Source organism: Microbacterium sp. USTB-Y, assembly GCF_023703415.1.
GTDB lineage: Bacteria > Actinomycetota > Actinomycetes > Actinomycetales > Microbacteriaceae > Microbacterium.
On sequence record NZ_JAGMTU010000003.1, the window covers coordinates 33,732 to 48,366 of the forward strand.

Sequence of the window (14,635 nt, forward strand, 5' to 3'; positions counted from 1 at the left end):
GAGACCGACGGAACAACCCACGGTCTCGGGACGCAGGTTCGGTCTCGCGGAAGATCGAGGGGATCGAAGGGATCGAGAGGGATCGAGGGGATCGGGCTCCCGCCGCGGCTGCGGTCAGGACGCGTCGCGGATGTCGGTGATGATGCCGGAGAAGTCGCGCCCGGCTCCCGAGCCGGCGGCGAACGCGGCGTAGATCTCCTGCGCCAGTCGTCCCATCCGCGCCTCGGTCCCGGTGCCCTCGATCGCCTGCAGCGCGAGACCCAGATCCTTCGCCATGAGCGCGCCGGCGAAGCCCGGCTGGTAGTCGCGGTTCGCGGGGCTCGTCGGCACCGGTCCCGGCACGGGGCAGTTCGTCGTGATCGCCCAGCACTGGCCCGACGCCTGCGACACCACGTCGAACAGCGCTTGATGCTCCAGCCCCAGCCGCTCGCCGAGCACGAACGCCTCCGCCACGGCGATCTGCGAGATGCCGAGGACCATGTTGTTGCAGACCTTGGCGGCCTGACCGAGGCCGGGCCCGCCGCAGTGCACGATCCGCTTGCCCATGACCTCCAGCAACGGCAGCGCCGCGGCGTAGTCCTCGTCGGATCCGCCCACCATGAACGCGAGCGTGCCGTTCTCGGCGCCCACCACGCCGCCCGAGACGGGGGCGTCGACGTTGCGGTGCCCCGCCTCGACCGCGAGGGCGTGCGCGGTGCGCGCCTCGTCGACCGCGATCGTGGAGCTCTCGATGAAGAGCGTGCCGGGATCCGCAGCGCCCAGCAGCTCGTCCTGATAGGCGGCGATCACGTGCTTACCGGCTGGGAACATCGTGATGACGACCTCGGCGCCCGCGACCGCGTCCACGCCGAACTGCACGACCGGCACGCCGGCCGCCGAGGCGGCATCGACGGCGGCAGGCACCACGTCGAAGCCGCGCACCTCGTGCCCGGCCTTGATGAGGTTGAGGGCCATGGGAAGGCCCATGTGCCCGAGACCCAGGAAGGCGACGCGGGTCATGATGCGCTCCGCATCTGGTCTCCGCCGCGCTGCTGGGTCTGGGATCCGGAGGGGCGCAGCATCTCGCGTCCGACGATGAGTCTCATGATCTCGTTCGTCCCTTCCAGGATCTGATGCACCCGCAGATCGCGGACGACCTTCTCGATCCCGTAGTCCTGAAGGTACCCGTACCCGCCGTGCAGCTGAAGGGCCCGGTTGGCGACGTCGAAGCCGGCGTCGGTCGCGAAGCGCTTCGCCATCGCGCAGCGCATCGTGGCGTCCGGCGCCTTCTCGTCGACGGCCTGCGCGCCGTCGCGCACCATAAGCCGCGCGGCCTGCAGGTCGGTGCGCATGTCGGCGACCGCGAACAGGATCGACTGCTTCTCGGCGAGCGGCTCGCCGAACGCCTCCCGCTCGTGCACGTACTGCACGGCGCGGTCGAGGGCCCACTGGGCGCCGCCGATCGAGCACGCCGCGATGTTGAGCCGGCCGCCGTTGAGCGCGCTCATCGCGATCGCGAAACCCTGCCCCTCGGAGCCGAGCATGCTCGTCGCGGGCACCCGCACGCCGTCCAGGATCACCTGACGGGTGGGCTGGGCGTGCCAGCCCATCTTCTTCTCCAGGGCACCGAAGCTGAGCCCGGCGGCGTCGCCGGGCACGAGGAAGGCCGAGATGCCGCGCGCGCCGGCCGCACCCGTCCGCGCCATCACGATGTAGACCGCGGCCTCGCCGGCACCCGAGATGAACTGCTTCACCCCGGTCAGGAGGAAGTCGTCGCCGTCGCGGGTCGCACTCGTCGCGAGCGCCGCGGCGTCGGATCCGACCCCGGGCTCGGTGAGGCAGTAGCTGCCCAGGCCCTCCATCGTGGTGATCTCGGGCATCCAGCGCGCGAGCTGCGCCTCGGTGCCGTAGGTGTCGATCATCCAGACGACCATGTTGTGGATGGAGATGTAGGCGGCGATGGTCGGATCGCCCTTCGCGAGCTCCTCGAAGATCGCGACGGTGTCGACGCGCTCGAGCCCGGTCCCTCCGGACTCCTCACGCACGTAGATCCCGCCGAGTCCCAGCTCGCCGGCGCGCATCAGGGTGTCGCGCGGGAACAGGTGCTTCTCGTCGCGCTCGGCGGCGAACGGGGCGAGCTCGGTCTCGGCGAACTCGCGCACGGCGCCGAGGATGGCGGCGCGCTCCTCGCTGGTCATCGTGATCGGGGTGGCGACGGTGGTCATGTCGTGTCCTTCTGGCGTTTCGGCGGGGTGCGGCCGGGTCAGTGCATCGTGGGGATGACGAAGCTGGCGCCTTCGCGGACGCCTGCGGCAGGCCACCGCGAGGTGACCGTCTTGGTCTTCGTGTAGAAGCGGAAGGCGTCGGCGCCGTGCTGGTTCAGGTCGCCGAACCCGCTGCGCTTCCACCCCCCGAAGGTGAAGTACGCGATCGGCACCGGGATCGGCACGTTCACGCCGACCATGCCGACGTTCACGCGGGCGACGAAGTCGCGCGCCGCGTCGCCGTCGCGGGTGAAGATCCCCACGCCGTTGCCGAACTCGTGCTCGGAGGCCATCCGCAGCGCCTCTTCGTAGTCCGCCGCACGCGCGACGACGAGCACGGGTCCGAAGATCTCCTCGCGGTAGATCGACATGTCGGTGGTCACCCGGTCGAACAGGGTGGGGCCGAGGTAGAAGCCCTCCTCGTGGCCGGGGACGACGAACCCGCGCCCGTCCACGACGAGCTCGGCGCCGGCGTCGATCCCCTGCTGGATGTAGCCGGTCACGCGGTCGACGGCGGCGGCGTTGACGAGCGGGCCGTAGTCCATCCCCGGCTCGAGCGACGGCCCCACCTTCAGGGTCGCGATCCGCTCCACGAGCTTCGCGGTGAGGGCGTCGGCGGTCGCCTCCCCCACCGGCACTGCGACGGAGATCGCCATGCAGCGCTCCCCCGCCGAGCCGTATCCGGCGCCGATGAGCGCATCCGCCGCCTGGTCGAGGTCGGCGTCCGGCATGACGACGAGATGGTTCTTCGCCCCGCCGAAGCACTGCGCGCGCTTGCCGTGCGCGTTGGCCGTCGAGTAGATGTACTCGGCGATCGGGGTGGATCCGACGAAGCCGATCGCGCGCACGCGCTCGTCGGTGAGCAGCACGTCGACGGCCTCCTTGTCGCCGTGGACGACGTTGAGGATCCCGGCGGGCAGACCCGCCTTCAGGAACAGCTCGGCGATCCGCACGGGGACCGAGGGGTCGCGCTCGCTGGGCTTGAGGATGAACGCGTTGCCCGCGGCGATCGCCGGGCCCATCTGCCAGAGCGGGATCATCGCGGGGAAGTTGAACGGGGTGATGCCGGCGACCACGCCGAGGGGCTGGCGCAGCGAATACACGTCGATGCCGGCGCCGACGGCCGTGGAGTACTCCCCCTTGAGCAGGTGCGGGGCGCCGATGCAGAACTCGATCACCTCGACGCCGCGCTGGATGTCGCCCTTCGCGTCGTCGAGCGTCTTGCCGTGCTCGCTCGACAGGAGCGCCGCCAGCTCGTCGGTCTCGTCGCGCAGCAGCTCGAGGAAGCGCATGAGCACCCGCGCGCGCTTCTGGGCGTTGGTCGCCGCCCATCCCGGCTGCGCGGCCTCCGCGTCGGCGATCGCCGCGCGCACCTCATGCGCGCTCGCGAGCGGTACGCGGGCCTGGACCGCGCCGGTCGACGGATCGAAGACCTCCCCCCAGCGTCCCCCGTTCGACTCCGGGCTGCCGGGGATCTCGGATCCTCCGATGAAGTGGCTGATGTCGCGGACCATCGTGTGCTCCTGGTTCCGCATCGTCGTCGATGCAGGATCCAGAATACATGGCCTCCCAACTACTTACGATGGATCCCATGTAATTCATCGACATCTGTCGGCGCGTTCACCTGCCGGCCACCTTCGGCACGTAGAAACGGAGCTGCGCGGGCCGCAGACGCTGACCGGATCGGGTGCTCGTCTTCCCCGCGCGAGGGGATCCGCCCGGCTTTCTCGCTCGGGCCCCCGGCGGTCGGCCCCCGAGGTCTCTCGAGGGGCGAAACCGCAGGACCCCCGCCGAATCGGGTCGGCGGGGGTCCTCTCGTTCGCGGGGTCGGTCGCTCAGCGCTCCCAGGTGACCTGCGGGTCCGCCTTGCCGAAGTCCACGGTCGGAGTGTCCAGATACCCGCCGAACGTGACCGTGTAGGTCTGGCCGTCGCTGCCCTGCAGGCTCATGTCGACCGGGATCGAGTCGTACGCCGACACGACCGTCGGCGAGGATCCGTTGCTCTCCGGCTCGAGCGTGTCGAGCGCCGCGCTGCCGTCCGCCGTGAGCGTGCGGGTGACCGTGCCCTCCACCGCGGTCGCCCCGGACAGGTCGATCCCGGTGATGTCCATGCCGCACGGCGTGGATAGCGTCTTCAGCGCCACGCAGGACTCGACGGCGCTGCGCACGAGGGAACGGAACTCGGAGACTCCGGCGTCGTTGAGCTTCGTCGACACGTCGTAGAGCTCCGAGGCGTCGTCCGAGGACGCGATCGTGAACGTCGAGTCGCCGTCGATCGAGAAGTACTTCGAGTTCAGCTCGATCTCATAGGAGCCCGGGAAGACGTACGCGTCCGTGATGCCGTCGGCGGAGACCCCGTTGAAGGTCGCGTCGAGGCCCCGCAGGGCGTCGAGCGAGATGGGCGTGACGCCGTTCGCGATCTTCCAGGTGTCCTTGACCTTGTACACCTCGTACGTGGTCGACACCGAGCGGTCGCCGACCTCGAAGGTCGCCCGGACCGAGCCCGAGTACTTGCTCTCGCTGCCCTTCGCCACCGAGATGTGGCTGACGCCGCCGAGCTTGTCGGAGGCCTTCAGCACCTCGTCGGTGAGCAGCTTCTTGTCGGGGACGCCCTCGAGATAGCCGAGCGCCGTCTTCGCATCGCCCTTCGAGACGGCCGTCAGATACGCCTTGACCGAGTCGGCGGCCGTGACTGAGGAGCGTGTGATCGCGGGGACCACGAGCAGCGCCACGATCAGGATCAGGACGATCAGCACGGCGACCCCGCCGCCGATCAGTCCCCAGATCAGGCCCTTCGAGGTCTTCTTCGGCGGCTGCCCTCCGGCCTGGGCGGCGTAGGGCTGCCCCGGGTAGGGCTGGCCGGGCTGCGCCCCGTAGGGCTGCCCCGGATACGGCTGGCCCGGCTGCCCTGGGTAGGACGGACCTGGCTGCGCCCCGTAGGGCTGACCCGGCTGACCCGGGTACGGCTGGCCCGGCTGCGCCGGCTGCCCCGGCTGACCCGGGTACGGCTGGCCCGGCTGCGCCCCGTAGGGCTGGCCCGGCTGCCCCGGGTACGGCTGGCCCTGGCCCGACTGCCCCGGGTAGGGCTGAGCGCCGTCGGCTGGACCGGCGCTGCCCGGAACGATCTGCGGATACGGCTGCCCCGGCGTCGGCTGCCCCGGTACCTGCGCGCCCGGGACGGCCGGTGCGGGGTACGCCCCCGGAGGCGGGAACGCCTCGGTGGGGTACGCCTCGGTCGTCTGCTCGGACGCGGCCTCCCCGCCCGAGGGCGTGGAGAGCGTCGCAGGCTCGGCCGCCGGCTCCGGTTGTGCAGGCTGTGCCGCGGGCTCCGGGTGTGCGGGCGGGGCGGTGGGCGAAGGCACCCCCGGGGCATCGCCCGAAGCGGTCGGGGCGTCGCCCGAAGCGAGCGCGGCGTCGCCCGAAGCGAGCGCGGCGTCCGAAGCGGGCGCAGCGTCCGAAGCAGGCGCGTCGCCCGAAGCGGGCGGGGGGACGTCGCCCGGAGCCTGGCTCCCCGCCGTCGATGCCGGCGGAGTCGCGGGCGGCGGGGTCGTCCGACCCTGCTCCCCGGATCCGAAATCGAGTTCGTGCCCGCCCTGCGGCGATTCCCCGTCCGTTGCCATGGTTTCAGACTAGCGAGCGGTCCGATCCAGTTCGATGGGCAGAACTGCCCGCGCCACCGCCGAGGCCCGACGTCTGCGCCACGGATCCGGATCCGTTCCGGTCGCAGAAGATGTCGTTGACGCCCGCTCTGGGCGACATCTTTTGCGACCGGAACGAAGGAATTGCGACCCGAACGAAAGGATTGCGACCCGAACGAAGGAATTGCGACCGGAACGAAGGATCTGCGACCCGAACGAAGGAATTGCCCCGAACGAAGGAGACGCGCGACAACCGGAACGGCGGAGATGCGTGCGGCGGGGCAGGCGGCAGATCTACAGCCCCTGCGCGAGCCGGTAGTACGCCTGGTTCCAGCGCACCTGCTTCTGGAACTCCGCCAGGGTCGTGCTGTCGTCGATCACCAGCAGCTCGACCTCGGCCATCTCGGCGAAGTCGCGGAACACGTCGACGCCGACCGCGGTCGACATCACCGTGTGGTGCGCGGCGCCGGCCGTCAGCCACGCGGCCGCGGAGGTCGCGAAGTCGGGCTGCGGCTTCCACACCGCGCGGCCGACCGGCAGCTTCGGCAGGGCGGCCCGGGGCGCGACGTTCTCCACGACGTTCGCGGTGAGGCGGAACCGGTCCCGCAGGTCGCTGAGGGCGACGACGACGGCGGATCCGGGATCCGCGGTGAAGACCAGGCGCACCGGGTCGTCCTTGCCGCCGATGCCGAGCGGGTGGATCTCCAGTGTCGGCGTGCGCGTGGTCAGCGACGGCGACACCTCGAGCATGTGCGCACCGAGGATGAGCTCGTCGCCGGGGGTCAGGTCGTAGGTGTAGTCCTCCATGAGGCTCGCGCCTCCGGGCAGCCCCGCACCCATGACGTTGGCGATGCGCACGAGCAGGGCGGTCTTCCAATCGCCCTCGGCGCCGAAGCCGTACCCCTCGGCCATGAGGCGCTGCACGGCGAGGCCCGGCAGCTGCTTCAGTGCGCCGAGATCCTCGAACGAGGTGGTGAAGGCGCCGAAGCCGCCCTCCTCCAGGAACGAGCGCAGTCCCAGCTCGATCGCCGCGCCGTCGCGCAGGGACAGGTGCCGCTCGCCTCCCTTGCGCAGCTCGGGGACGACGTCGTACAGCCCCTCGTACTCGTCGACCAGTGCGTCGACGTCCGCCTCCGAGACCGCGGCCACGGCGTCGGCGAGCTCGTTCACGCCCCAGGTGTTCACCTGCACCCCGAAGCGCAGCTCTGCCTCCGTCTTGTCGCCCTCGGTGACCGCGACGAAGCGCATGTTGTCGCCGAAGCGGGCGAGCTTCATCGACCGGGATGCCGCCAGGCCCGCGGCGGCCCGCTGCCAGGTCCCCAGCTCCCACTGCACCCGCGGATCGGACGCGTGGCCGACGACGGTCTTGCGCGGGACGCCGAGCCGCGTCTGGATGTAGCCGAACTCACGGTCGCCGTGCGCGGCCTGGTTCAGGTTCATGAAGTCGAAGTCGATGTCGGCCCAGGGCAGCTCGACGTTCGCCTGCGTGTGCAGATGCGCGAGCGGCTTCTGCAGGGCGTCGAGCCCCGCGATCCACATCTTGGCCGGGCTGAAGGTGTGCATCCACGCGATCAGGCCGATGACGCGGTCGTCGGCGTTGGCCTCGAGCACCGTGCGCCGGATGGCGGCAGCGTCGGTGAGCACCGGCTTTCCGACGATCCGCACCGGCACCCCTGCCGACTCGTCGAGGATCCGCGCGATCCGCTGCGACTGGTCGGCGACCTGCGCGAGCGTCTCGGGACCGTAGAGGTGCTGACTGCCGGTGAGGAACCAGACCTCGTAGTCGTCGAGCGAGGTGGTGAGCGAAGTGCGGGTCATCGGGTTCTTCCGTTCGGAGGGGCGGTCGGGCGGACCCGTGATCGGCGTGTTGCGGATCACCGGTCCCGGTGATGCGGAGCGTTCAGAGTGCGGCGACGGCGGCGGCCTCGATGGCGAGGCCCGCCCGGTAGCGGTCGAGGTAGGCCGAGAATCCGGCGACATCGACAGGATCCGGATCCACGACGGCGACGGCCGCCGAGGCGAACACCTGTCGGTCGAGGTAGTCGCCGAGGCTCTCCTCGCCGGCGTGCGCGAGGTAGGACGCGAGCACCGCGATCCCCCACGCCCCGCCCTCGGACGCCGCCTCCCCCACGGCGACAGGCGCGTCCAGGGCACCAGCGAGGAAGCGCTGCGCGATGCCCGCGGTGCGGAACATGCCGCCGTGGGCATACATCCGGTCGAGCTGCACGCCCTCCGCGGCCAGAACCTGCATGCCGAGGGCGAGTGCGCCGAACACCCCGTAGAGCTGCGCGCGCATGAAGTTCGCCAGGGTGAAGGCGCTGTCCGGGGTACGCACGATGAGCGGGCGCCCCTCGGCGAGACCGGCGACGGGCTCTCCCGCGAGGTGGTTGTAGGCGAGCAGTCCGCCGGCGTCGGCGTCGCCGGCGAGCGCCTCATGGAACAGCGCCTCGAAGGCGGTGTCGTCGCCGATCGGGCTCCCTGCGGCGGCCGCGAAGCGGGTGAACAGCCCCGCCCAGGCCGCGAGCTCGCTCGCGCCGTTGTTGCAGTGCACCATGGCGACGGCGTCACCCGCCGGGGTCGTCACGAGGTCGAGCTCGCGATGCAGACCGCAGAGCGGCCGCTCGAGCACCACCATCGCGAAGATGCTCGTGCCGGCGGAGACGTTGCCCGAGCGCGGGGCGACGGCGTTGGTCGCCACCATGCCGGTGCCGGCATCTCCCTCGGGCGGGCAGAGCGGAATGCCCGCCGCGAGGGATCCGGACGGATCCAGCAGCAGCGCACCCTCGGCGGTGAGCGTCCCCGCCTCGGCCCCCGCGAGGAGCACCTCGGGGAGCAGGACGCTCAGCGGCGCGGGAAGCCGGCCCGCGGCGAGCGCCTCGTACGCGGCGAGCAGGGCCGCGTCGTAGTCGCCGGTCGCCGAGTCGATCGGGAACATCCCCGAGGCGTCTCCGACGCCGATGACCCGCCGGCCCGTGAGCCGTTCGTGCACGTAGCCGCCGAGGGTGGTCAGGCTCGCGATCCGCGGCACGTGCGCCTCGGCGTCGACCACGGCCTGGTGCAGGTGCGCGATCGACCAGCGCAGCGGGATGTTCACGCCGAGCAGATCGGTGAGCTCCGCCGCCGCGACCCCCGTGTTCGTGTTGCGCCAGGTGCGGAACGGCACGAGCAGGGCGCCGTCCTCGTCGAAGACGAGGTAGCCGTGCATCATGGCGGAGATCCCGATCGCGCCGAACGTCGCCGGCCGCACGCCGTGGCGCTCCTGTGCGTCGGCGACCAGGACGGCATAGGCCTCCCGGATCCCGGCCCAGACCTCATCCAGGCCGTAGGTCCACAGCCCGCCCTCGAGCCGGTTCTCCCAGGAGGAGGATCCGGTCGCGAGCACGGCGGACGGATCGGATCCGATCAGGCACGCCTTGATGCGCGTGGAGCCGAGCTCGATGCCCAGGCTCGTCCGCCCCGCGAGGATGTCGTCGCGTGCCGAGTTCATCGTGGATCCCTCTCGCCCTCGTGCTCCCGTCGCGATCTCTGCCGTTTCCCCGCCCTGGTTCCGGCACTTTCTGCGACGGGAGCGGACCGGGAACCGGCGACGTGAGCACTCATCGGCGGGCGTCCGTGCTCTGGCCGTACACGTGCTGGTACCGGTCGTAGAGGCGGTCGATCGCCTCCTGCGGGATCGGGATGAGCGGCCCCGCCTCGCGGGCGAGGTGCACCGTGCGGGCCGCGTCCTCCACCATGACGGCGGCCTTGACGGCGTCCGCGGCGTCCGCGCCGATCGTGAACGGGCCGTGGTTCTGCATGAGCACGGCACGGCTGCGATGCCCGCGCAGGGTCTGGACGATCCCCCGGCCGATCGAGTCGTCGCCGATCACCGCGAACGGGCCGACCGGGATCGGACCGCCGAACTCGTCGGCCATCGCCGTGATCACGCAGGGGATCTCCTCGCCGCGCGCCGCCCAGGCCACGGCGTAGTCGGAGTGCGTGTGCACGACGCCGCCGACCTCGGGCATGTTCCGGTAGACGTAGGCGTGCGCGGCGGTGTCGCTGGACGGGGCGCGGTCGCTGCCGACGCTCCCGGGGATGACCGCGCCGTCGAGGTCGCAGAGGATCAAGTTCTCGGGTGCGAGGTCGTCGTAGCCGATGCCGGAGGGCTTTATCACGAACAGATCCCCGCTGCCGTCCTCGGAGAGCCGGATCCGGCCCGACACGTTCCCCCCGGTCCAGACCACGAGGCCGTAGCGCACGAGCTCGGCATGCAGCCGCGCCACGTCCGCGCGGATGCCGTCGATCGCCTGCGCGATCTCGGAAGCGAAGGGGGTCATCCGGATCCTCTCGTGACGCTCCGGTCAGAACTGTGACCGGTCACGGAGAGTGTGTCATCACACTCTCCGTCCCGTCAAGGGGGCGCCGACGCGACGTCGACGCGGCGTCACCCGGCACGCTCGGGAGGACGCACTCCCCCTTACCCGTCCCGGAAGCTCCCCCGGTTCCGGACCCCCGTTCGGCGCTCTCCCCGTTCCGGCCGCCCGGTTCCGGACCCCCGGTTCAGGACCCCGTTCCGGACTCCTCCCCCGTTCAGACCCCTCCCCGTTCCGTCCCGTTCAGACCCCCTCCCCTTCTCCGACCCCCGTTCAGGTCGCACTTTCGGCTCCATCTGGATCCCACAAGCCGCAGAAACTGCGACCCGAACGAGGGAAGTGCGACCCGAAGCGGCAGGACGCCCTCGCACGCGCGCTCGGTACGCGCTCGCGGCAGGAGGCCATCGCACGCGCGCTCGGCGCGCGATCCGGGCCGTGGATCCGCGCCGTGGATCCGTCGCAGAGCGCGCAGTCAGAGGCCGAGCGCGCGCCGGATGCGGCCGAGCAGCTCAGCCGGATCCGCGAGGAGCTCCGCCGTGACCTCGATCACGGTCCACCCCGCCGCGCGAAGTCGTGCCAGCCGCTCCACGTCGGCTCCCCAGCTGTTCGCGTGCACCCGGCCCAGGTACTCTATCGCCACCTTCCGCGCAGGGTAGACCAGGTCGACGCAGCCCAGGAAGCCCGCACCGTCGAACAGATCGACGTTGAGCTGGGGCTCGGGCAAGCCCGCCGCGCGGATCAGGCAGCGCAGCTCGGACTCCCGCGGCGACCAGGAGTCCTCCCGGATCCATTCGATCGCCTCGCGCAGCATCGGTCCGCCGAGCCGACGCCCCGCACCGATGTTGGCACGGAGTTCGGCGACGGTCGCCAGCTGCGGCTTCCCGACGTGCGGGCGACCCACGCCTGGTCGCCATGCCCGGCAGAAGTGGTCGCCGAGAGCCACCAGCGCGAAGAACGGCAGGTGCCCCATCTGCGTCCACGTCGAGGCGGGCGATGCGACAGGGAGGCCGAGATCGGTCCGCACGCGGACGAGCCGCGGGTCCCCACGATGGCGCACGACGCCCGCGGCCCGCACGAGCGGACCGTCACCGAGGGTGCTCACGTGCACGCCGACGGTGGCGTCCTCACGGGCGATCGGCAGCGGTCCGCCCCAGAGCGCCGCGGCCGTCTCATGGCTGAAGTACTGACCGGGGCGCAGCCTCGGCGCGTAGGCGAGCGCATGCTCGACGCGGATCCGTCGCTGCGCGGCGAAAGGATCCTCGTCCCGTTCCGGCGTGGAGCCGGAGCGGCGGGTACGCAGACCCGAGTAGGGGCGAAGCAGGTCGGATCCGCGCAGGCGCCCCGCGCTCACGCCGAGGGCCTGAGCGTCGCGGACGGCGAACGAGGAGCCGAGCGCATCGGGGAGACGTCGGGGGCGGGGCACTCCCCCACCGTGCCAGCATCGACGCCCGGCGTCGGAGGTTATCCACAGGCGGCCTCGCGCAAGAGGACGGGTGGCGCTCGCGCGTCGGGCGCCTCAGGTCGCATTTCGGTCGCTCAGGTCGCACTTTCGGCTGCATGAGCACGCCGGAGAGAGCGGAAACTGCGACCTGAACGGGCTGTGCCTGCTGCGAATCGCAGGGTCAGCCCGCGGGCGGGACCACCGAGTCGCGCACGACGAGCACGGGTGCGATCGGATCCGACGACGCAACCGACGCAACCGCGACCGGATCCGACGATCCCGACGATCCCGACGATCCCGACGATCCCGACGACGCAACCGCGACCGGATCCGACGCGGTCGCGCCGGATCCGCCCAGCGCGATGACGCGCGCGACGGCCCGCCGGGCGAGCTCCTCGAAATCCTGCCGCACGGTCGTGAGGGGCGGCCAGGCGTACGCCGCCTCCGGCACGTCGTCGAAGCCCACGATGCTGATCTGCTCCGGGACATCCACCCCGGCCGCGCGCAGACCGCCGATCAGCCCGAGCGCCATCTGGTCGTTCGCGGCGAACACCGCGGTCGCGCCGGAGGCGATCACCTCCGCCGCGGCCCCGTGACCCGAGCGCGGACTCCAGTCGCCCGAGAAGACCGGGCCGGCGGGCAGGCCGCGCGCGGCGAGCTCCTGGGCGAAGCCGGTCGCTCGCCCTTCGGCCTCGAGCCAGTCCGCGGGCCCGGCGAGATGTGCGATCCGCTGATGGCCGGCATCGGCGAGCGTCGCCACGGCGAGGCGCGCACCCGCCCTCTGATCGACCGAGAAGTCCGCGCGCTCGGCGGCGTGCAGGATCACGGTCGGGATCCCGATGCGCAGGGCGTCGAGCACATCGAGCGTGCGCGCATGCGGCGCGAACACGATCAGCCCGTCCACGGCCTGCGCGCGCAGGTGCTCGATCGCCTGGCCGACGGAAGCCTCGTCGCCGGAGTCCGCGAACGCCGCGGTGATCCAGTATCCGGCCTCGCGCGCCGATGCCTCGATCGCCGCCATGCTGCGGGAGGGCCCGTACTGCAGCGCGTCCGAGGCGAGGACGCCGATCGTGCGCGTGCGATGGGTGCCGAGGGCCCGCGCCGCGTTGTTCATCCGGTAGCCGAGCTCCTCCATCGCCGACACCACACGGGCACGGGTGTCGGGCGCGACGTCGGGATGATCGTTCAGCACGCGGGACACGGTCTGCCGGGAGACGCCTGCGAGCGCGGCGACGTCCCGCACCCCGACGGCGCGCTGCGGCTTCGACTCACTCACGCCTGCGAGTGTACGGGGACGGCGTCGTCCGCCGGCGACGGCGCCGGTGCGCGGCGCCGGTGCGCGGCGCCGGTGCGCGGCGCCCGGAGCCCTCCACCGTCCTTTCCGTCCGCCGGTCCAAGACCGGCGCCGTAACTCCTGCCACCCGCACGGCCCATCCAGGTCGCAATCCGGGCGTTCAGGTCGCGATCCATGAGCTCAGGTCGCGATTTCGGCTCCAACAGGGCCTGCGGAACAGCAGATAGTGCGACCTGAACGATCACGACGGGACCAGGCAGGACCAGACGAGGCCAGGCGGGGCCAGGCGCGGGCACGGGGCCGCACGGGGCCGGGCACGGGACCGCACCGGGAGTCGGTCAGCGCCCCAGCCCGAGCCGCTCCAGGTACGCGTTCCGGAACCGGCCGACCGGATCCATCTGGTCCGCGAGCGCGGCGAAGTCCCCCCAGCGCGGAGTGCGGCGGCGGATCTCGGCCGGATCGAGCACGGACAGCTTGCCCCAGTGCGGGCGCGCGGTGTCGGGCAGCGCGGCCTCGATCACAGGCAGCAGCGCCTCGACCGCGGGCTGGTCCCGGCGCCAGGTGAAGTGGATCCCGACGGCGCCCTCGCCGTACGAGGAGCTCAGCCAGAGGTCGTCGGCGGCGACCGTGCGGATCTCGTTCACGAGCAGCAGCGGCGCGATCCGGTCGGCGAGCGCGCGCACCGCCTCGATCGCGCGCACCGCGTCGCGTCGCGGCACGAGGTACTCGCTCTGCAGCTCCTCCCCTGCCGAAGGGGTGAAGCCCAGCTGGAAATGCGGCAGCCGCTCGTGCCAGGGCCCTGGTTCGCCGAGCTGCGGGGTGCAGGCCTCGGCCGAGACCCCCAGGATGGGGTGCCGCTGCTCGACGGCCGGCGTGGTTCCGAGGCGGGCCAGCAGGGCCTCGTCCGCGGCGACGCCGCCGACCCGGTTCTTGATCCAGAGCTGGTCGGCGCGATCGCGACCGGTCCAGCGGCTGAAAATGCTGACGCTGGTGCCGAGCGCGGTGACCCGGTCGAACTCGGCGAGCACCGCATCCCACGCGGGCCCCTCGTGCACCGTCTGCGCCACGTCGTACGCCGGCTCCACGTCGAGCTCGAGCTCGACGATCACCCCGAGCGCGCCGAGCGACACGACCGCCCCGTCGAAGTCCGCGTCCCCGCGGCGCAGGGTGCGCTCGCCGTCCGGACCCGCGAGGGTGAGCGCCCGCACCGCGCTGGCGAGGGAGCCGATCGCGTCGCCCGACCCGTGCGTCCCCGTGGACACGGCGCCGGCGACGGAGATGTGCGGCAGCGAGGCGAGGTTCGCGAGGGCCAGGCCCCGCCGCTGCAGCTCCGCGCCGAGGTCGCCGTAGCGCACGCCTGCCGGAACGCGCACCGCATCGGGCGCGACCTGCTCGATCCCGCGGGGCATCGCGGAGAGGTCGATGAGCGTGCCCGTGGTGTCGGCGATCGCGGTGAAGCTGTGGCGGGAGCCGAGCGGGCGCAGCGGCCCGGACGAGGAGAGGACGTCGTGCAGCTCCTCGCGGGTGCGCGGTCGCCCGATCGCCGCCGCGCGGTAGGCGAGGTTGCCGGCCCAGTTCGTCCCGATGCTCATCGCCACATCATAGAGCGTCGTTACATCGATAGAAGCCGGTGCGGATCCCGGATCCGATGGGCGGGCTTAGGC

Annotated in this window: 10 protein-coding genes; all 10 read right to left on the bottom strand. The window is 71.8% G+C overall.

Going from position 1 to position 14,635, the window contains the following annotated elements; all coding sequences use genetic code 11:
- Positions 1 to 114 precede the first annotated feature (114 nt).
- Complete coding sequence (gene mmsB / locus J8G10_RS07410) at positions 115 to 999, bottom strand: 3-hydroxyisobutyrate dehydrogenase (RefSeq protein WP_251442534.1); 885 nt, start codon at positions 997 to 999, stop codon at positions 115 to 117.
- Entirely contained in the window at positions 996 to 2,204 is a 1,209-nt protein-coding gene (locus J8G10_RS07415; RefSeq protein ID WP_251442537.1) for an acyl-CoA dehydrogenase family protein, read from the bottom strand. The genes mmsB and J8G10_RS07415 overlap by 4 nt, the downstream gene beginning before the upstream one ends.
- 38 nt (positions 2,205 to 2,242) lie before the next feature.
- A complete protein-coding gene (locus J8G10_RS07420) occupies positions 2,243 to 3,757 on the bottom strand; it encodes a CoA-acylating methylmalonate-semialdehyde dehydrogenase (protein WP_251442539.1) in 1,515 nt (504 codons plus the stop codon).
- A 321-nt stretch (positions 3,758 to 4,078) separates the two neighbouring features.
- Positions 4,079 to 5,863 (bottom strand): hypothetical protein, encoded by a 1,785-nt coding sequence (locus tag J8G10_RS07425; RefSeq protein ID WP_251442544.1) that lies wholly within the window; start codon positions 5,861 to 5,863, stop codon positions 4,079 to 4,081.
- Between the two features lie 312 nt (positions 5,864 to 6,175).
- Positions 6,176 to 7,699, bottom strand: a complete 1,524-nt coding sequence (araA, locus tag J8G10_RS07430; protein ID WP_251442547.1) for an L-arabinose isomerase — start codon at positions 7,697 to 7,699, stop codon at positions 6,176 to 6,178.
- 82 nt (positions 7,700 to 7,781) lie between these two features.
- Positions 7,782 to 9,368, bottom strand: a complete 1,587-nt coding sequence (locus J8G10_RS07435) for a xylulokinase (protein ID WP_251442550.1) — start codon at positions 9,366 to 9,368, stop codon at positions 7,782 to 7,784.
- A gap of 109 nt (positions 9,369 to 9,477) precedes the next feature.
- Positions 9,478 to 10,200, bottom strand: coding sequence for an L-ribulose-5-phosphate 4-epimerase (locus J8G10_RS07440; protein WP_251442553.1), 723 nt, complete (start codon positions 10,198 to 10,200; stop codon positions 9,478 to 9,480).
- A gap of 508 nt (positions 10,201 to 10,708) precedes the next feature.
- Positions 10,709 to 11,659, bottom strand: a complete 951-nt coding sequence (locus J8G10_RS07445; protein ID WP_251442556.1) for a hypothetical protein — start codon at positions 11,657 to 11,659, stop codon at positions 10,709 to 10,711.
- A 199-nt stretch (positions 11,660 to 11,858) separates the two neighbouring features.
- Positions 11,859 to 12,953 carry a LacI family DNA-binding transcriptional regulator gene (locus J8G10_RS07450; protein WP_251442557.1) on the bottom strand — a complete coding sequence of 365 codons (1,095 nt, stop codon included), beginning with the start codon at positions 12,951 to 12,953 and terminating at the stop codon, positions 11,859 to 11,861.
- Between the two features lie 356 nt (positions 12,954 to 13,309).
- Positions 13,310 to 14,563: an FAD-binding protein gene (locus J8G10_RS07455; protein WP_251442560.1), complete on the bottom strand. Its 1,254-nt coding sequence runs from the start codon at positions 14,561 to 14,563 to the stop codon at positions 13,310 to 13,312.
- Between the last annotated feature and the right edge of the window lie 72 nt (positions 14,564 to 14,635).